This window comes from Nonomuraea aurantiaca, assembly GCF_020215705.1.
GTDB lineage: Bacteria > Actinomycetota > Actinomycetes > Streptosporangiales > Streptosporangiaceae > Nonomuraea > Nonomuraea aurantiaca.
Genome location: NZ_JAIWNB010000014.1, coordinates 71,750 through 90,583, shown reverse-complemented (window position 1 = coordinate 90,583; position 18,834 = coordinate 71,750). Strand labels below are relative to the sequence as shown.

Below are 18,834 nucleotides of genomic sequence, written 5' to 3'. Positions count from 1 at the left end.
CTCATTCGTAACGTAACCTGAAAGCCATGGCGGACGTCGGCGACCAGATACCTTCCTCGGACTCTCCCACCACCCCGTTCAGGAAGATCGTCCTGCCCGCCGACGAGACGGTCATGGTCCCCCGGCCCGTGGAGCGGCCACAGCCACCCGACCATCCACCGGTCCGGCCCGGCCAGTCGACCCAGCAGGTCCAGCCAGGCCAAGGTCAGCCGGTCCAGCCGCTGCCACCGATCCCGCCGCCGCCCCCGCCTCTCAAGGGCGGGCTGCTCGCCCGGGTCGGTGACATCCCGATCAAGGTCGTCTACCTGCTCGGCGCCATCATCGCGACTGTGCTGGCCGTGGTGCTGGTGTTCGTGATCTTCTCCGGTGACGTGCCGAAGGGCGCTCAGCAGTCTCCGCGGCAGGTGGCCCCGATCTCGCCGGTGCCGGGTGGCTCCGCCTCGCCCAGGCCGTCGGCGGCCGGAGTCGTGCTCCCCGAGGTGCCGAAGAGCCTCGCGTACCCCGACCAGGCCGGCGCGGCGACCCTCACCGTCGGCACCATCTCCGACCTGGCCACCGGGATCAGCTACCCGCGTCTGGGCGTGCCCTGGACGGCCAAGTCGTTCGCGCCGTTCGCCATCGCCCAGCGCGTCGGCAAGGTCGCCGTCCCGCACACCGTGATCGGCTCGGCGATGCTCCCCGGCGCCACCCCGAAGCCCAAGCCGGCCAAGAGCGCCGACTACCGCGACCTCGCCGTCAGGGCCGTCAACTGGACGCTGCGCACGCAGTATCCGGCGGGCGCCACGATCGCCTGGACCGGATCGCAGAAGGTGCCGGTGGGCAAGGGCTGGATGGTCGGCTACAAGGTGACCTACACGGTCTCGGGCAAGCAGAAGACCTCGCAGGCCATCGTCTCGATCCACGAGGTGGGGAAGACCAAGCCGGCGATGCTGTTCGCCTCGATCCCCCAGAGCGGCAAGTCGCACTACCGTGACCTGAACACGATCGCGCAGAACATACGGACCCTCTAGGCCAGAAGCATGCTCTAGAATATGGTTCTGGCATATAACGGGGCTGGCTGGAGGATGTGCGATGGCGATCGGGTTGAGCGAGGAACACGAGGCGCTCCGCGAGTCGGTGAGCGGCTGGGCGGCGCGGAACATCCCCGCCGAGCTGCTGCGATCCGGGACGGACGGGCGTCCCGCGTTCTGGTCGGGGCTCGCCGAGCAGGGCCTGCTCGGCCTGCACCTGCCCGAGGAGTTCGGCGGCTCGGGCTACGGGCTGCTGGAGGCCGCGGTCGCCGTCGAGGCGCTGGCCGAGCGGATGGCGCCGGGGCCGTATGTGCCGACGGTGCTGGCCAGCGCGGTGATCAACGCCTCCAAGCGGCCCGAGCACCTGGAGTCGTTCGCCGACGGCTCGATCACCGCCGCGGTCGCGCTGACCGGCACGCTGACCGGAACCCTCACCGAGGACGGCGGCCTGATCGTCTCCGGCACGGCCGAGAACGTGCTCGGCGCCTCGCTGGCCGACGCGCTGGTGCTGCCGGTCGCCACGGCCGAGGGCGAGGAATGGGTCATCATCGACGCCTCGTCGGCCACCGTCACGGAGATCAAGTCCCTCGACCTGACCAGGCCGGTGGCCAAGGTGGAGCTGTCGGAGGTGCTGGTGCCCGACCTGGGCATCCTGGGCGGCGTCCAGAGCTCCGACGTACGCAATCTCGCCGCGATCCTGCTCGGCGCCGAGGCCGCGGGCCTGGCCTCCTGGTGCGTGACGGCCGCCGCCGACTACGCGAAGGTCCGCGTCCAGTTCGGCCGCCCGATCGGCCAGTTCCAGGGCATCAAGCACAAGCTGTCGCGCATGCTCGTGGCGCTGGAGCAGGCGCGCGCCACCGTCTGGGACGCCACCCGCGCCGACGGCAAGGAACTGGACTACGCCGCCGCCATCGCCGCCGTGATGGCGCCCGACGCGGCCGTGCAGTGCGCCAAGGACGCCATCCAGACCTTCGGCGGCATCGGCTACACCTACGAGCACGACGTCCACCTCTACTACCGCCGCGCGCTCACGATCCGCGCGCTGCTCGGCTCGTCGGCCGAGTGGGCGGCCACCGTCACCGCGCTCGCCCTGCAGGGCGTCACGCGCGAGATGGAGCTCGACCTGCCCGAGGACGCCGAAGAGCTGCGCGAGTCGATCCGCGCGGAGATCGCGTCGCTGAAGGAGCTGGAGGGCACGGAGCAGAAGCGGGCGCTGGCCGCGCGCGGCCTGGTCATGCCGCACCTGCCCAAGCCGTGGGGCCGCGGCGCCAAGCCGCTGGAGCAGGTGCTGATCGCCCAGGAGCTCAAGGCCGCGCGGGTGAAGCTGCCCGCGATGATCATCGGCGCGTGGGTGGTGCCGTCGATCGTCACGTACGGCACCCCCGAGCAGCAGGAACGCTTCCTGCTCAAGACACTCGGCGGCGAGATGATCTGGTGCCAGCTCTTCTCCGAGCCCGGCGCCGGATCCGACCTGGCCTCGCTGCAGATGAAGGCGGACAAGGTCGAGGGCGGCTGGAAGCTCAACGGCCAGAAGGTGTGGACCTCGGTCGCGCACGTCGCCGAGTGGGGCATCTGCATCGCCCGCAACTCCTCCGAGGGCTCCAAGCACGAGGGCATCACCTACTTCCTGGTCGACATGAAGGCGCCGGGGGTCACGGTCCGGCCGCTGACCGAGATGACCGGCGAGAACCTGTTCAACGAGGTCTTCCTGGACGACGTGTTCGTGCCGGACGAGCTGGTCGTGGGCGAGGTCGGGCAGGGCTGGAAGGTCGCCCGCAACACGCTGTCGAACGAGCGGGTCTCGCTCTCATCCGGCTCAGGCGGCACGGGCGCGTCCGTGCCGGACCTGCTCGGGCTGATCGGCCGGCTCGGGCGCGAGCTGTCGCCGGTCGAGGCGTACCAGGTCGCGCAGGTGATCTGCGAGGGACACTCGATCAACGCGCTGTCGCTGCGGGTGACGCTCAAGCAGCTGGCGGGGGCCGAGCCCGGCGCGGACGCCTCGGTGCGCAAGCTGCTGTCCACCGCGCACGCCCAGCACGTCTCGGAGTCCGCGGTGGAGCTGCTGGGGTCCGCGGCCGTGGTGGCCGCCGACATGAAGCTCGGCGACGCCGGCTACTGGAACCGGGCGGTGCTCGCCACCCGGGCGATGACCATCTACGGTGGCACCACGGAGGTGCAGCTGAACATCATCGGGGAGCGCATGCTCGGCCTGCCCAGGGACCCTGAGCCGGGTAAATGACGGCGGGGGCCGGGCTCGGGGGCCCGGCCCTCCACGGGCACCTGGGGAAGGGGCTCAGGGGGTGACCGGCTGGAGCGGGCTCGGCGTCCCGTCGGCCCATGGTCTCGGGATGCCGATCTTGATCTCGCCGAGGCAGGCGTCCGGGCCGTCCGCCGTACGGATGACGAGCTCGCTCCCGCCGCCCTTGAGCGCGGCGAACGTCCAGCCGAACCCCTTCTCCGCGGCCACCTCGTCCTGCCCCGCGCCGAGCCGTACCGACAGCCGGGTGGCGGCCGGGTTGAGGTAGCCGACCTGGACCGTCCACTCGCCCTCGGGCAGCCGGGCCGGCAGCCGGAAGCGGACCTCGCCCGCGCCGACCGGCCGGCAGCCGGCCGGCTGGGGGATCGTCAGCCCGTCGATGCTCACCGGGCGCAGGCGGCCCTGCGGGTCGAAGGTGAGCGGGCTGCGCACCGGGCCGCTGAGCCGCCTGGTCCAGGTCACCGGGTGCGGCGCGATCGGGCCGAGCACCTTCGAGGCCAGCGCGTAGTCGTAGAAGAAGATCGGGTAGACGACCTTGGCGGGCACGTGCGTGTCCAGCACGACCGCGTGGTCCGGGGCGCGCTTGAGCGCCAGCCGGCCGGTCTCGACGTAGCTCTTGACGTCCGCGCCGAACGGCAGGCGGGCGTAGGCCGCGACCGACCAGACCGAGCCGATCGCGATCGCGGCGGCCAGCGGGAGCCAGGCGAACCTGAGGCGCGGCCAGGCGCGCAGCCAGGGACGTTCCTCGCCGGTGAGCGGGATGAACGCCAGGCCGATGGCGATCGCCACGACCGTGGCCGTGGACGAGACGTAGCGCAGCTCGGCCCCGCTCAGGTCCGGCCCGAGCTGCCGGATCCGGCCGATCATGACGGGCACCACGTCGGCCAGCGCGAAGTAGGCGAGCAGCACCAGCCACGCCAGCCAGGCCCGCCGCCGCAAGAGCACCGAGACCGCCAGCACGACCACCGCGACGCCGAGCCCGGCCCAGACCAGCGCGGGCGGCGTCCCCGCCATCGCGTAGTCCTCGCCGATCGGCCGCCACTGCCAGGGCCCGCCCAGCGACGTCGGCACCAGTGAGCTGGACAGCAGCGTCCAGGCGAACTTCGCCGCGAGCCCCGCGTCGGGCAGGCTGGGCTGGATCGTGTCGTTGGTGAGCTGCACGGAGGTGAGGAGCTGGCGGAAGAAGACGGCCGCGTAGACAGCGAGCAGGCCCGCGTACAGCAGCAGGGCCCGCCACTGCCGTCGCCAGTTCCAGCCGAGCCAGCCCATGCTCAGCGCCACGGCCAGCAGCAGGATGAACGGCGCCTTGACGAAGAACGCCATGGCGAACAGCGTCCAACCCGCCGCGGCCAGCGCGTGCCTGAAGCGGCCCGTCCTGGTGTAGAGGACGTGCGAGCACAGCGCCATCGGCAGCGCGATCTGGAACGGCAGCGTCTCGATCACCACCGCCCACCACGACAGCGAGGAGATGGTCATCGGGGTCAGCAGGTAGAACGCCAGCGGCACCAGGATGGCCGGGCGCGCCCCGAACAGCAGGCGCAGCAGCCGCAGCAGGGCCAGGCCCGCCGCGCCCAGCAGGGTGACCGTCACGACGTGCGCCAGGACGTCGTTGTAAACGCCCAGGCGGCCCATCGCCCACTGGATCGCGAACGGGCCGGGGACCAGGTGACCGTAGTCGACCCGCATGAGGTAGTCCCACGTCAGGTCGTGCTCCAGGCCGCGGGCGATGAAGGTGAAGTCGTCCTGGCGGAAGTACGTACGCCGGACGAGGCTGGACTTCCAGACGAGCTGCACGGCGATCATCGCCAGGGCGGTGGCCATCACGGCGTCCCCGCCGCGCAGCCAATGACGGGCCCCCGCCGTCGTCTCGCTCGTCGCCACCCCGCCCCCTCCAGGCCCCCCTCAAGGCCCCCTCCAGCGGGAAGCGTAGTCATTGGGTGATTTGCGGGGAATGGCCGTTGTTCGGTTGTGATGTCATAGCGGGATGCCGCACACCACCCGAGCCGGACCGCTGTCGGCCGTGCTCGGGCTCGTCCTCGGCTGCCTCGCCCTCGGACCCGCTCTGGCCTGGGGTTTCGTCCTGGTGCAGGACATGGTCTTCGTGCCGGACCCGGTTTTCTCGCGCTTCACCTTCGGGCTGGCCGGCGGGGCGCCGCGGGTGGTGCCCAGTGACGCCGTGGTCACCGCCCTGGCCACCGTCGTGCCGGCCGAGCTGGTGCAGAAGGCGATCCTGCTGGGGATCTTCGTGCTGGGCTGCTCGGGTGCCGCGCTGCTCGTGCCGGCGGGCCTCCTCGGCGCCCGGCTGGTGGCCGGGGCGTACTACGTGTGGAACCCGTACGTGGCCGAGCGGCTGCTGATGGGGCAGTGGGCCTTGCTGCTGGGGTACGCGGGGCTGCCGTGGGTGGTGCGCGCGGTCCTCGCCCGGCGCGGACTGCTGCTCGCCGTGCTGCCCGCCGCCGTCGGCGGGTTCGCGGCCATGACCGTCACGGCTCTCACGGCGCTGCCCGTCGCGGGCCGGCGCGTCCGGGTGGGTGTGGTGCTGCTGGCCGTCAGCCTGCCGTGGCTGCTGCTCGCGCTGCTGCGGCCGGGCGGGCTCAGCGGGGATCCGGTGGGCGTGGACGCGTTCGCGGCCAGGGCGGACGGGCCGTTCGGGGCGGTGGGCAGCCTGCTGTCGCTGGGCGGGATCTGGAACGCCGGCGCCGTCCCGGCCGGGTACGAGACCGCGGTCGGCTCGGTGGCCAGGCTGGCGCTGGCCGTGGCGGGAATCGTGGGGTTCGTCCTGATGACGGACCGGCCGAGGGGGCTGGGTGTGGCGGCGGCCGTCGGGTTCGGGATCGCCTGCCTGGGGGTGACCGAGCCGGGGCGCGCGGTGTTCAGGTGGCTGGTCGGGGTGTGGGGCGGGTTCGCGGTGTTCAGGGACGCGCAGCAGTTCGTGGCACCGCTGGCCCTGCTGGCCGCGGTCGGGCTGGGCGCTCTGACAAGAGAGGGGAAGGCCGGGCGGTGGGCGGGCCTCATGGTGCTCGTGCCCCTGGCCGTCCTGCCGACCCTGGCTTGGGGCGAGGCGGGGGCGCTGCGGGCCGTGAGTTATCCGGAGAGCTGGAGCCAGGCCCGTGAGGTGATGCGGCGCGATCCGGAGCCGGGGGACGTGCTGGTGCTGCCGTTCGAGTCCTACCGGAGGTTCCCGTGGAACGGGGACCGGGCGGTGCTCGACCCGGCGCAGCGCTACTTCGCGGTGCCGGGGCGGGAGGTGGTCGCCAACGACTCGGTACGCGTCGGTAGCATGGTCGTCCAGGCCGAGGACAAGAGGGTGCGCGAGCTAGAACGCGTACTAGTAGGACCCTCGCCAGACCTGGCCGCAGCGGGTTTCCGGTACATCGTGGTCGACGCGGGGACGCCCGAGGAGCGGCGGCGGTTCGCGGGCTGGCTCAGCGGAGCGAGCCTGCTCGTGGACACAGACGAGCTGAAACTCTACCGAACCGACCGGCGGTTTGTACCTTTTTTACAAGACTACGTCCGCTGATCAGCGTATTTATTAAGATTTCGTAGAGCTACTTCCGAGTAGCAAGAATTGGTTCTAAGTTTGGGACGCCCACTCATTAGCCGCTCGAGGAGGAACCCCCCGTGATCAAGATCCTCTTAGCAGCGATCATCGGTGTCGCCGTCGCCGCGCTCGTCGCGACGGTCACCACCGTGTCCTTCACCGGGGCCACCGCGACGCCCGTCAACCGCCCGCTCTACAACTACGGCGACCGGTAGTCCGAGCCGTTATGCCGCCCTCCCCCCAAGGGGACGAGAGGACGAGCCGACCACCACTGCTCGAGATCGTCGTTCCCGCCTTCAACGAGGAACGTCGGCTCCCGGGGGGGCTCCTGCAGCTGTGCGCGAAGCTTGCCCGCATGCCGTTCCCGACCGCTGTCATCGTCGTCGACAACAACAGCACGGACAGCACCGCCGAGATCGTGAGGGCCTGGCCGCGGGGGCCGGTTCCGGTTCGGCTCGTCGAGTGCGCGACTCCCGGCAAGGGTGCCGCCGTCCGCGCGGGGTTGCTCGGCACCAGCGCTCCCTTCGTAGGGTTCTGCGACGCCGACATGGCCACCGACCTGGCCGCCATCGATGTCGCCTTCGGCCTGCTGCTCTCCGGTGAACGCGTGGTCGTGGGCTCGCGGGCGCACGCCTTCTCCGACGTCGAGAACCGGCACAGCCGAGTGCGCGAGCTGGGCGCCGTCGGCTTCCGCGCGCTGGCCCGCGTGCTGGTGCGCGGGGTGAGCGACACGCAGTGCGGTTTCAAGTTCTTCGACGGCGTGCTCGTCCGCGAGGCCGTCGACGGGCTGCGTACCTACGGCTTCGCCTTCGACGTCGAGCTGCTGGCCCGCTGCGTCGCGTTCGGCTCGACGGTGCTGGAGATCCCCGTCAACTGGCGGGACATGCCCGGCTCCCGCTTCTCCCCGGCCAGGCACAGCGTCGGCATCCTGCTGGAGCTGGGCCGGATCTGGCTCCGGCTGCGCGCCGTGCCGAGCCCCGGGGTCGCTCCGAGGTGGGAGCAGCCGCTCGATCCCGTCGGATCTCCGTGAACGTCGCCGTCGTCAACTGGCGTGATCCGTGGCACCCGGCCGCCGGTGGCGCCGAGACGTACGCCTGGGAGATGGCCCGCCGCTTCGCGCGGGCCGGTGACCAGGTGTGCTTCGTCACCGCGCGGGCGCCGGGCCAGCGCAGGAGGGAGACCGTCGAGGGGGTACGGCTGGCCCGCATGGGCGGGCCGTTCACCGTCTACCCCCTGGTCCTGGTCTGGCTGGTGCTCCGCCGGGGCGTGTTCGACGCGGTGCTCGACTGCCAGAACGGCATCCCGTTCTTCACGCCGCTGGTGCTGCCTCGCCGTACCAAGGTCATGTGCGTCGTCCATCACGTGCACGACCGGCAGTTCGATGTGCACCTGCCCCGGTGGCTGGCGGTGTTCGGGCGCTTCCTGGAGGGGCCCGCGTCTCGGTGGACGTACAAGGGGCGAGACAGCGTGGCCGTCTCACCCTCGACCGTGAGCGCCATGCGCGAGCGGCTCGGCTGGGTCGGCCCCATCCACATCGTGCCCAACGGGGTGAACATCTCCACGGACGGAGACTTCCCCAGGAGCCGGACACCACGGCTGGTCTGCGTCGGCAGGCTGGTCGCGCACAAGCGCGTCGACCTGCTGCTCGACGCGGTGGGTCAGCTCAGGAAGCAGTGGCCGGACCTCACCGTGGACGTGATCGGCAGGGGTCCGGAGGAGGCGCGGCTGCGCGCCCGGCTCCCGGAGGGCGTCACCATGCACGGCTACCTGTCCGAGGACGAGAAGGAGCGGCTGATCGCCGCCGCCTGGCTGCAGGTCAACGCCTCGCAGGGCGAGGGCTGGGGACTGTGCGTGCTGGAGGCCGCCGCGCTCGGGGTGCCGACCGTCGCGTACGACGTGGACGGGCTCAGAGACGCGGTACGGCACGGCGAGACGGGCTGGCTGGTGCCCGAGGGCGTCGGGAGCACCGGCCTGGCCAAGGGCATCGCCGCGGCCCTCGACGAACTCAACGACACCTATCGCATGAAATGTCGGGAATGGGCGGGGAAGTTTTGCTGGGACCGGAGCGCGGAACGGCTGGCCGCGCTGGTGCATGGCCGTCCGACGGGACCCGGCTGGGAGGAGCCGTGATCGACAGGGTCCGGCACAGGCTCTGGCTGGCGCTCTGCTGCCTCGGCTTCGCCGTGCTGACGTTCACCACCAAGCCGGGCAGCGTCATCTCGGACACCAAGCTCGACCTGGCGCTCAACCCGATCGGCTGGCTGGAGCGCGCCGCCCACCTCTGGGACCTGCAGCACTTCGGCCAGCTGCAGAACCAGGTGGCCGGCTACCTGTTCCCGATGGGCCCGTTCTTCGCGCTCGGCGACCTGGTCAACCTGGCGCCCTGGGTGACCCAGCGGCTATGGCTGACGGTGCTGCTGTGCGTGGCCTTCCTCGGTGTGGAGCGGCTGGGCCGGCAGCTCGGCGTCGGCACGCCGGGCACCCGGATCGTCGCGGCGCTGGCGTACGCGCTGGCGCCGCGCACGCTGTCGATCATCGGCGAGATCTCGATCGAGTGGCTGCCCGCCGCGATGCTGCCGTGGATCCTGATCCCGCTGCTCACCGCTTCGGAGACGGGCCAGCGGGCCAGGGCGGCGGTCAGGTCGGGGCTGGCCGTGGCGCTGTGCGGCGGCGTGAACGCGGTCGCGGTGCTGGCCGTGCTCTTCGCCCCCGTGCTCTACATCCTGACCCGGCCCGCCCCGGTGCCCCGCTGGCGGATGCTCGGCTGGTGGACGGGCGCGGTCGCCGTGGCCACCCTGTTCTGGTGGCTGCCGCTGCTGCTCGTGGGCCGCTACGCCTTCTCCTTCCTGCCCTACACCGAGACGGCCTCGACCACCACGCAGGTCACCTCGCTGACGAACGTGCTGCGCGGCGCCTCCGACTGGGTGCGCTACCTGACCGTCGGCGGCGTCACCGACCAGCCCGCCGGCTACGCGATCGCCACCTCGGCCGTGCTGGTCGGGATCACCGGCCTGCTGGCCGCGCTCGGCCTGGCCGGGCTGGCCCGGCGCGACCTGCCCGCGAAGGGCTTCCTGCTCGTGCTGTTCGTCGTGGGCGTGGCCGCGCTGGTCGCCGGGCACGTGAGCGCGCTGGAGCCGGTGGTCGCCGAGCCCGTGCGCTGGCTGCTGGACGGGCCGCTCGCCCCGCTGCGCAACCTGCGGAAGTTCGATCCGCTGGTACGGCTGCCGCTCGCCTTCGGCGTGGCGCACCTGCTGGCCGGGGCCCGGCTGCGGGTGCGCGCGGTGGCTCTGGTGGCCTTGGCCGGACTCGTGCTCCCCGTCTTCAACCAGGGGCTCGGCGCTCCCGGTGACTTCAAGGAGGTGCCGCTCTACTGGAAGCAGGCGGCGGCCTGGGTGAACGAGAACGCCGGAGACGACGGCGTGCTGGTCGTGCCCGGCGCCAAGTTCGGCGAATACCTCTGGGGCCGGCCGATGGACGACCCCATGCAGCCGCTGTTCACCGCCCGCTGGACCACCCGGCAGGTCGCGGCGGCCGGCTCGGTGGGCCTGACCCGGCTGCTCGACGTCATCGACCAGCGGCTCACGGCCGGCTACGGCTCGGCGGGCCTGACCGACGTGCTGCGCAGGATGGGCGTGCGCTACCTGGTCGTCAGGAACGACCTGATGCGGGCGAATCTGCAGGGCGCCTGGCCGTCCAGGGTCTACGAGGCGCTCCGCGAGTCGCCGGGCATCAGGAAGGTGCGCTCGTTCGGCGGCGAGGTCGGCGACACCGTCACGGACGACGTGGTCGAGTCGGTGGACTGGCCGTTCCCCGCGCTGGAGGTCTACGAGGTGTCGGGCAGCTCCGACCTGCTCAGCGTGCAGTCGGCGGGTGACGCCGTACAGGTGCGCGGCGGCCCGGACTCCCTGCTCGCGATGGGCGATCTTGGGCTGCTCGGCGACGGTCCCGTGCTGGTGAACGACGACGCGGGCAAGCGCGAGGCGCCGGTCGTGGCGAGCGACGCGCTGCGGCTGCGCGAGCGGCAGTTCGGTGAGATCCGGTCGAACTGGACGCCCACGCTGACGGCCGACAGACGTGACGACTTCTCTGGGGTCAAGACGCTCGACCTGCTCGAAGACGGCTGGCTGCGCGACACCGCCACCGCCGAGTACGACGGCATCTCCAGCATCACCGCCTCCTCCTCGGTGGCCGACGCCGAGGCGGTGCCCGGCCTCAGCGCCACGGGGCGCGGCCCGTGGGCCGCCATGGACGGCGACTACGAGACCGGCTGGGAGAGCGGCGGCTGGCACCGGCCCCAGGGCGAGTGGCTGCGCGTGGACCTGCCCAGGCCGCGGGTGATCCCCCGCTTCCAGGCGACGTTCACCAACAACGTGCTGCTCGGGCAGTCGGTCAAGCGCGTGGCCGTGGAGACCGAGGGCGGCCGGATCGAGCAGGACGTCCAGCAGACCAACAGCTCGCAATGGCTGCGCGTCCCGCCCGGCCCGACGAGCTGGCTGCGCGTCAAGATCCTGGCCACGTACAACAAGAACTGGAGCTTCGTGCAGCGGGTGGGCATCACCGAGCTCACGATCCCCGGCATCCTGCCGGGCCGGACGATCCGGCTGCCCGGCGAGGGCGGCGACGCCTTCGTCATGGACCGGGGGCTCGACTCCCGCCCCTGGTGCATGCGGAACCAGAGCCGCTGGATCTGCAACCCGCTGCTGGCCAGGCCGGGCGAAGAAGGCGCCGGATTCGACCGGACTTTTACCGCTAAGGCGGGGCGGAAGGCGGCGGTGCGCGGCTCCGCCGTCCTGCGCGACGCCAAGCTCGTCGACCGCTTCACCCGGCTGGGCGGGGACCTGAGCACGGTGACCGGCTCGTCGCAGGCGACCAAGGACGCGGTGGCCGCGCCCAGGTCGGCGTTCGACGCCGACGCGGCCACCACCTGGCTCCCGGCCGCCGACGACCCCGAGCCCACGCTCACGCTCGGCTGGCGGGCCAAGCGCGTCCTGTCGCGGATCCAGATCGCCCGGCCCGGCGGTGACAAGCAGCCGCTCGACGTGGCCGTGACCGGTGACAAGGGCGCGGTCCGCAGCGGCCGGGTGGATGCCAACGGCTACCTGACGTTCAAGCCTCTCACCACGACCCGGCTCAAGCTGCGCTTCTATCCCGCCTCCAAGCGGCTGCAGGTCACCGAGCTGGTGATCCCCGGCGTCCCGCCGGCCAGCCGGCCGGAGGGCGTGCCGTTCCGGCTGCCCTGCGGGCAGGGACCGCGCCTGCAGGTCAACGGCGCGACCGTGGCGACCAAGGTGAGCGGCACCTTCGCCGACCTGCTCGAACAGCGGCCGGTGAAGTTCACCGGCTGCTCCAGAGCCGCGCTGGCGGCCGGCGACAACCGGGTCAGGGCCGCCGGCTGGGACCCCTTCGCGGTGGAGAACCTGGTGATCGGCGCGCTCCCCGCCGGGCCGCCGGCCGTGGAGGGCGCCGCGGTCCCGGCCACGTGGTCGTCGTCGGCGCGCGAGGCGCGGGTGACGGCGCCGAAGGACGCCTTCCTCGTCGTCAACGAGAACTACAACGCGGGCTGGCACGCCGAGCTCGACGGCAAGACGCTGCGGCCGGTCCGGATCGACGGCTGGAAGCAGGCCTGGGAGCTGCCCGCCGGCACGCTGGGGACCGTGCGCATGGAGTACCTGCCCGACAGGCCCTACCGGCTCGCGCTCGCCGTGGGGCTGGCCGGGATCGCGCTGCTCACGCTGCTCTCCCTGGCGATGCGCGGGCCGCGTCCCGAACACGTCATGGCGACCGCAAGCGCCGCCGAGTCGCGGCTGTCGCGCTGGCGGGTCCCGTACGTGATCGTGCTGGGCCTGGCGTTCGGCGGCTGGGTGGCGGACTGGCCCGGCATGCTCGTGGTCCTGGCCGCCGTCGTGGCGGTGCTGCTGCTGCGCGTACGGCGGGCGGTGGCCGTGCACTGGGCGGCCGGTTGGCTGTTCGGCGGGGCCACGGCGGCGCTGGCGGCGGCCATGGCGCTGCGTGGCTACGGGGTGGACGTCGGGCTGCTGATGGACCAGGTGCCTCAGCTCATCGCCTGCTCGGCCATGGGCGTGCTCTTCGGGCAGCTGGTCACGGAGCCGGAACCGCCGGTGGCCGAGCCGGAGCCGGTGGCGGCAGAGCAGGAGTTGGCCGGCGCCCGGCCAGCCTGAGCGCGCTCTCCTCGATCAGGTGGTAGCTGGTGGCGCTGATCAGGAGCGCGGCGATGAAGGTCAGGATCGCGACCTTGACGAAGTCACCGGTGAACGGCTGGTCTCCGGTGATCTTGTAGTACAGGGTGATCACCGGGGCGTGCCACAGGAAGAAGCTGTAGGAGATGCGGCCCAGGTACGCCGTGACCGGGTTGCCCAGCACGCGGTGCCGCAGTGAGTCGCGCCTGGAGGCGAGCGCGAACGGCGCGACCACCAGGACGGCCACCGACGTCTCCAGGATCATCCGCCAGAGCGACTGCGACAGCGTGGGCAGGGTGAGCGTGCGCGGCCCGGCCAGCTCGGTGCTCAGCACCGCGTACAGCAGCAGCGCCAGCACCAGCAGCTGTGGCGCGAGCGCGTCGACCACCTCGCTCTGCTTGATCCACACCGACAGGACGGCCATGGCCATGCCGGCGGCGAAGTAGATCAAGTGATGCGGCAGCCAGAGCGCCAGCTGCGGCTGGTCGAAGACGTGCGAGACGACCACGCTGGCCAGCGAGACCACCGGCAGCACGGCGATGCCCGCGAGCAGCCTGACCGGCCGGTTGCCGCCGCGCGCCCAGGCGTGCAGGGCCCAGGCGAGCACCGGCAGCACCAGGTAGAACGCCATCTCGATCGGCATCGTCCACATCTGGTAGAGGCCGTCGGGGGCGCGGTTCTGCTCGGTGTAGTTCTGCAGCAGGAACAGCCACTTCACCCAGCCGGTCCAGTCGAGCGAGCTCCACGCCCACAGGGCCAGCGCCGTGACCAGCCAGTAGGCGGGCATGACGCGGACCAGGCGGCGCCACAGGTAGCGTCCCGGCCGGGGGCCCGCCGTGTCCTCGATGACCGCGCGGGCCCACGGGCGGTAGAGCAGCAGGCCCGACAGCAGGAAGAAGATCGGCACGGCGATGCCCAGCCTGGTGGTCATCCAGGCGAACATGCCCTCGCGGTAGATGATGCCGGTGTTGCCGCCGACGTGCAGCACCCAGACGCCGAGCGCGGCCAGGGCGCGGATGCCGTCGAGCGCGGCGTCCCGGCCCGCCGGTGGGTCCTTCACGGGCGCCAGCGGGTCCTTCACGGGCGCTTCCGGGGGACTCGTGGGCGCTTGCGGAGGACTTGCGGGCGTTTGCGGGGCACTCATGGGCGCTTCCTGAGCACGAGGACCAGATTCCACGTGACGAACTCCCTGACGATCGGCACCTTCAGCATCGGCCGCCACCACCAGGGCAGGTAGCGGGGCAGCACGTCGATCAGGTCGGCGTCCGTACGGGTCCGCGCCCAGCGCAGACCGTCGGCCACCGAGACCGGATAGAGGCTCTGGCCGTAACGATTCTTGGGCGGCTTGCCGTTCTTTTCCTCATATTTCCGGGCGGCCCGGTCGCCCCCCAGGTAGTGCCAGGGCGAGGTCTCGTGGCCGCCCCAGGGGGAGAGCCAGTTCGTGTACGCGAGGAAGATCAGGCCACCGGGCCGGGTGACCCGCGTCATCTCGGCCGCCATGCGCCACGGGTCTGGAACATGTTCCAGGACATTGGACGAGAAGCAGACGTCGAAGGAGGCGTCGGCGAGCGGCAGGTCGAGCGCGCTGCCGAGCACACCGCCGCTGGGCGCGCCCTGACCGGCCAGCTCGCCGGCGTCGACGTCCACGCACAGGCAGCGGGCGCCGTCACGTCTGAAGGCGTCGGCGAAGTATCCAGGCCCGCCCCCCACGTCGAGCACCGTCCTGCCGTTCAACGCGACGTAACGCCGCAGCTGCGCGGCGGTGTCGGCGGCGAGCGTGGTGTAGTAGTCGCTCGGCGTGGTCTGCTCGGACCTGAACGCGCGGAAGAGGCGGATGGATCTGGCCAGATCGGCGCGCATACTCGCGGCTCCCGGATGCTTGACGGGCTCCCACAATAGAACGAAGCTCTGGCGGAGGCGAGACCGCGGCGGGACGGGCGCGATAACATCCCGCTCGGACCGGCTTCATCGTAGAACCTGTTCCGATTCGTTATGCGGATGTAGCTGCAGCGATCTGTTATCGAATGCTACTTTCCAGTAGCGATCATGTCGCGGGTTGATCACGCCCGCGATCTGATGTCCGGGGGGACAAGTAACCGGTCTTCGTATCCCTCGACCGCCAGGAGGATCCCAGAATGCGACGCACACCTGTACTCGTTCTCGTCGCCGTCGGCGCGTTCCTGGTCGTACTGGCGGGGATGATCCGCTTCTGGGCGGCGGACAAGATCATCGCAGCTCCGGCGGGCCAGTACAGCGTCACCAAGCTGCAGGCCCCGGGAGCCCAATACTTCTCCATCGCCGACGGCAAGGTGCTGACCGCGGACCTCAGCATGCTCGTCACCACCCGTGGCGACGTCAAAGAGGCCACGGACAACCGGGTGGTCTGGGACGAGTTCACCGTGGTGGACGACGTCACCAACAGCAAGCCGCAGATCAGCGTCTCGGAGCGGCGCAGCGCCTTCGACCGGCGCACCGGGGTGGGCGTCAACTGTTGCGGGGTCAGCGTCAACAAGGAGCCGGTGAAGCTGGAGGGGCAGATCTACCTGTTCCCGTTCGGCGTGGAGAAGAAGACGTACAAGGTCTTCAACCAGACGGCCAAGAAGGCGTTCGACACGACCTTCGTCGGTGAGGACACCGTCAACGGGCTGCCGGTCTACAAGTTCCAGCAGGTCGTCCCGGCCACGAAGGTCGCCACGCTGACCGCCCCCGGCTCGCTCTTCGGCGTGACCCAGTCGGGCGACATCCAGCTCGACCGCTGGTACGAGGGCACCGACACCTACTGGGTCGAGCCCAACAGCGGCGCCCCGGTCAAGGAGGAAGTGCGCCGCAACGAGACGCTCAAGACCCAGGACGGCGTCGAGCGCGCCAAGGCCCTGGTCGCCACCGCCTCGTTCACCCCGCAGACCATCACCGAGATGGTGCGCACGGCCACGGACGCCAAGAACCAGATCACGCTGCTGAAGACGACCATCCCGATCGTCCTGCTCGTGCTCGGGCTGCTCGCGCTGGCCGTCGCGGTCCTCCTCGGCCGCCGGCGCCGCGAAGGCGAGTAACTCGTACGGCTGGTACAGGGCGCCCGTGACCGTTCCGGGCGCCCTGTCCGTTTGTGGGTGACCGACGAAAAGTTCTAGTACTAGAACACGTTGCAGTTTCTTTGCCACCGGTCGTATTGTCGGCCCATGCGGACCCGTGTCACGGACATGTTCGGAATCGAACTCCCGATCTTCGCCTTCAGCCACTGCCGCGACGTGGTCGCCGCGGTCAGCCGGGCCGGCGGGATGGGCGTTCTCGGTGCCCTCTACTTCACCCCAGAAGAGCTCGAGATGGAGCTCAAGTGGATCGACGACCACGTCGACGGCCACCCGTACGGCGTCGACGTGGTCATGCCCGCCTCCTACGAGGGCGCCGACTTCGCGCCCGAGGAGCTGGTGGGCCGCCTGCAGACGATGGTCCCGGCGGGCCACCGGCAGTTCGTCGAGAACCTCCTGGCCGCCCACGGCGTGCCACCCCTGTCCTCGGACGCCGACGCGGGCAAGGTGCTGCTCGGCTGGACGGACGTCACCGCCCGCCCGCAGGTGGAGACGGCGCTGCGGCACCCGATCGCGCTGCTGGCCAACGCGCTCGGCCCGCCGCCCGCGGACGTGGTCGAGCTCGCCCACTCCCACGGCGTCAAGGTCGCCGCCCTCGCCTCCACCCCGCGCCACGCGCTCAAGCAGGTGGAGGTGGGCGTGGACGTGGTGGTGGCGCAGGGCACGGAGGCCGGCGGGCACACCGGCGAGATCTCCACCATGGTCCTGATCCCTCAGGTGGTGGACGCGGTGGACGTGCCGGTGCTGGCGGCGGGCGGCATCGGCAACGGCCGCCAGATGGCCGCCGGCATGGCCCTGGGCGCCGAGGGCGTCTGGACCGGCTCGCTCTGGCTCACGGTCGAGGAGGCCGACACCCCCGAGATGGCCAAGAAGCGCATCCTGGAGGCCACCTCGCGCGACACCGTCCGCTCCCGCAGCTGGACGGGCAAGCCGGCCCGGCTGCTCAAGAACGAGTGGACGGACGCCTGGGAGTCGCAGGAGTCGCCGGGGACGCTGCCGATGCCGCTGCAGTTCATGCTGGTCTCGGACGCGCTGCGCCGCATCGGCCGCTCGGACGCCGCCGAACTGGCCACCTTCCCCGCCGGCCAGATCATCGGCATCACCAACCAGGTCCGGTCGACACGCGACGTCATGTACTCCCTGATGGAGGAGTACGCGGAGGCCACGGAACGCCTGGGCCGCATCACCGGCGACTGACCTGTCGTCAGACGGGGACGACGGTCACCAGGCTTTCGAGCCCCACGAAGTCATCTGTGTTGCGGGTGTAGAGCGGCAGTCCCCGGCTCGACGCGATAGCGGCGATCATCAGGTCCATCCGTCGTGACCGGGGATCGCGCTTCGCGTTGATCGTCAATGCGACGAGAGTGCCGTAACGGGCCGCCGCGTCCGCGTCGAAGGGCAGCGGCTCGAAATCGACGACGGCCGCGCCCAGTCTTTCCATGCGGGCGGCCCGGACCGCCTCGTTCTTCGCCATCGCCACGCCCTGATGAAGCTCGGCCAGCGTGATGACGTGATGTCGACGAAGTCTGGCAGGTCGCCCAATGGGAGCTCATCGAGGTCGATGTAGACGCGCGTATCGATCACCCCGCGAGAGCGGCGCTCATGGACGGCGCCGCTCCCAGGGGTCATCGTCGATGCGGTCCTCGCTGCCGAAGAACTCGTCGGCCTCCCTGCGCATTTCGGCGTAGTCCACGCGGGGAAGCCTTCGGGATTTGGCCACGAGTTCCGCTGTGCTCAGGCGACGCTTGCGGGGCAGCGGTCGTAGCTCTGCCACCTCGACGCCGTTACGGGTGATGTGGAACACCTCACCCGACTCCACTTGATCCATGACGGCGGCGGAGTTGTTACGGAACTCCCGTTGGGTGATGACCTTCATGAGGCCTAGTGTGGCTCCGTGTAGCTCACGGGGCTACGCTCAATGGCCTTTGTAGACGGCCGCCCGCTTCTCCTTGAAGGCCCGGGCGCCCTCGCGGGCGTCCTGGGAGCCGATCACCGGCCAGCCGATCTCGTCCGACACCTTGAGGGCCTCCGGCTCCGGCATGCCCAGCGTGTCCCGGTACGTGCGCAGGATCGCCTGCACCGCCAGCGGGCCCGAGGCGGCGAGGTCGTCCGCGATCTCCCGCGCCACCGCCAGCGCCTGCCCGTCCGCTACGACGCGGTTGACCAGGCCCATGGACAGGGCCTCCGCCGCGGTGACGGAGCGGCCGGTGAGCAGCAGGTCCATGGCGTGGCAGTACGGGATCTGCCGGGGCAGGCGGATCGCGCTGCCGCCCATGGGGAACAGCGCCCGCTTGGCCTCGAACAGACCGAGGGTGGCCGACTCCGCCACCACCCGCAGGTCGGTCCCGACCAGCAGCTCGGTGCCGCCCGCCACCGCGTAGCCCTCGACCGCCGAGACGATCGGCTTGGTCGGGAGGTCCTCGCGGAGCAGGCCCTTCCAGTGGAAGTTGGGGATCTGGGCGGCCCGCGCCTGGACGTCGGCGTCCGTCGAGGGCTGTCCCATGGCCTTGAGGTCGGCGCCGGCGCAGAAGGTGCCCTCCGCGCCCGTGAGGATGGCGGCCCTGACCTCCGGTTCGGCCGACACGTACGCCCAGGCCGAGGCCAGGCCGATCAGCATGTCGGAGGAGAGCGCGTTGCGCGCCTTCGGCCGGTTCATGGTGACGATGACGACGTGGCCGTCGCGTTCGACTCGGCAGTGGGGGGTGCTGATCGGCAGGAGCTCCACGGACGCCTCCAGGTA

General features: G+C 71.1%; 15 protein-coding genes. 9 read left to right on the top strand and 6 right to left on the bottom strand.

Going from position 1 to position 18,834, the window contains the following annotated elements; genetic code table 11:
- Positions 1-26 precede the first annotated feature (26 nt).
- Both LDL49_RS30070 and LDL49_RS30065 read left to right on the top strand, forming a co-directional pair.
- A complete protein-coding gene (locus LDL49_RS30070) occupies positions 27-1,010 on the top strand; it encodes a hypothetical protein (RefSeq protein WP_225295774.1) in 984 nt (327 codons plus the stop codon).
- A gap of 61 nt (positions 1,011-1,071) precedes the next feature.
- Entirely contained in the window at positions 1,072-3,249 is a 2,178-nt protein-coding gene (locus LDL49_RS30065) for an acyl-CoA dehydrogenase family protein (RefSeq protein WP_225295773.1), read from the top strand.
- Between the two features lie 54 nt (positions 3,250-3,303).
- Here the strand turns inward: LDL49_RS30065 and LDL49_RS30060 are convergent, their stop codons facing one another.
- Complete coding sequence (locus LDL49_RS30060; protein WP_225295771.1) at positions 3,304-5,148, bottom strand: hypothetical protein; 1,845 nt, start codon at positions 5,146-5,148, stop codon at positions 3,304-3,306.
- Positions 5,149-5,251: 103 nt separating this feature from the next.
- Here LDL49_RS30060 and LDL49_RS30055 point away from each other — a divergent pair, with 103 nt between their 5' ends.
- From LDL49_RS30055 to LDL49_RS30040, 5 genes are all read left to right on the top strand, one after another.
- Positions 5,252-6,787, top strand: coding sequence for an MmpA family trehalose lipid delivery protein (locus LDL49_RS30055; RefSeq protein WP_225295769.1), 1,536 nt, complete (start codon positions 5,252-5,254; stop codon positions 6,785-6,787).
- 101 nt (positions 6,788-6,888) lie between these two features.
- On the top strand, positions 6,889-7,023 hold the full coding sequence (locus LDL49_RS57240) for a hypothetical protein (RefSeq protein ID WP_263655675.1): 135 nt from the start codon (positions 6,889-6,891) through the stop codon (positions 7,021-7,023).
- Positions 7,024-7,034: 11 nt separating this feature from the next.
- Entirely contained in the window at positions 7,035-7,838 is an 804-nt protein-coding gene (locus LDL49_RS30050; RefSeq protein WP_225295768.1) for a glycosyltransferase, read from the top strand.
- Complete coding sequence (locus tag LDL49_RS30045; RefSeq protein WP_225295767.1) at positions 7,835-8,938, top strand: glycosyltransferase family 4 protein; 1,104 nt, start codon at positions 7,835-7,837, stop codon at positions 8,936-8,938. The genes LDL49_RS30050 and LDL49_RS30045 overlap by 4 nt, the downstream gene beginning before the upstream one ends.
- Positions 8,935-12,987, top strand: a complete 4,053-nt coding sequence (locus tag LDL49_RS30040) for an alpha-(1->3)-arabinofuranosyltransferase domain-containing protein (RefSeq protein WP_225295766.1) — start codon at positions 8,935-8,937, stop codon at positions 12,985-12,987. Before LDL49_RS30045 ends, LDL49_RS30040 begins: the two co-directional genes overlap by 4 nt.
- Here LDL49_RS30040 and LDL49_RS30035 read toward each other — a convergent pair.
- Positions 12,908-14,086, bottom strand: coding sequence for an acyltransferase family protein (locus LDL49_RS30035; RefSeq protein ID WP_225295765.1), 1,179 nt, complete (start codon positions 14,084-14,086; stop codon positions 12,908-12,910). The genes LDL49_RS30040 and LDL49_RS30035 overlap by 80 nt on opposite strands.
- Positions 14,087-14,145: 59 nt before the next feature.
- Positions 14,146-14,865 carry a class I SAM-dependent methyltransferase gene (locus LDL49_RS30030; RefSeq protein WP_225295764.1) on the bottom strand — a complete coding sequence of 240 codons (720 nt, stop codon included), beginning with the start codon at positions 14,863-14,865 and terminating at the stop codon, positions 14,146-14,148.
- Positions 14,866-15,140: 275 nt separating this feature from the next.
- Here LDL49_RS30030 and pgfA point away from each other — a divergent pair, with 275 nt between their 5' ends.
- Together pgfA and LDL49_RS30020 are read left to right on the top strand one after the other, a co-directional pair.
- Positions 15,141-16,058 carry a cell envelope lipid trafficking protein PgfA gene (gene pgfA / locus LDL49_RS30025; protein ID WP_225295763.1) on the top strand — a complete coding sequence of 306 codons (918 nt, stop codon included), beginning with the start codon at positions 15,141-15,143 and terminating at the stop codon, positions 16,056-16,058.
- Between the two features lie 126 nt (positions 16,059-16,184).
- On the top strand, positions 16,185-17,291 hold the full coding sequence (locus LDL49_RS30020) for an NAD(P)H-dependent flavin oxidoreductase (RefSeq protein ID WP_225295762.1): 1,107 nt from the start codon (positions 16,185-16,187) through the stop codon (positions 17,289-17,291).
- A 7-nt stretch (positions 17,292-17,298) separates the two neighbouring features.
- Here the strand turns inward: LDL49_RS30020 and LDL49_RS30015 are convergent, their stop codons facing one another.
- The 3 genes from LDL49_RS30015 to LDL49_RS30005 all read right to left on the bottom strand — a co-directional run bounded on the left by LDL49_RS30015 (position 17,299) and on the right by LDL49_RS30005 (position 18,819).
- Positions 17,299-17,568 carry a PIN domain-containing protein gene (locus LDL49_RS30015; RefSeq protein ID WP_225295761.1) on the bottom strand — a complete coding sequence of 90 codons (270 nt, stop codon included), beginning with the start codon at positions 17,566-17,568 and terminating at the stop codon, positions 17,299-17,301.
- Positions 17,569-17,694: 126 nt separating this feature from the next.
- Positions 17,695-17,970 (bottom strand): type II toxin-antitoxin system Phd/YefM family antitoxin, encoded by a 276-nt coding sequence (locus LDL49_RS30010; protein ID WP_225295760.1) that lies wholly within the window; start codon positions 17,968-17,970, stop codon positions 17,695-17,697.
- Between the two features lie 39 nt (positions 17,971-18,009).
- Positions 18,010-18,819: a crotonase/enoyl-CoA hydratase family protein gene (locus LDL49_RS30005; protein WP_225296059.1), complete on the bottom strand. Its 810-nt coding sequence runs from the start codon at positions 18,817-18,819 to the stop codon at positions 18,010-18,012.
- Positions 18,820-18,834: the final 15 nt, after the last annotated feature.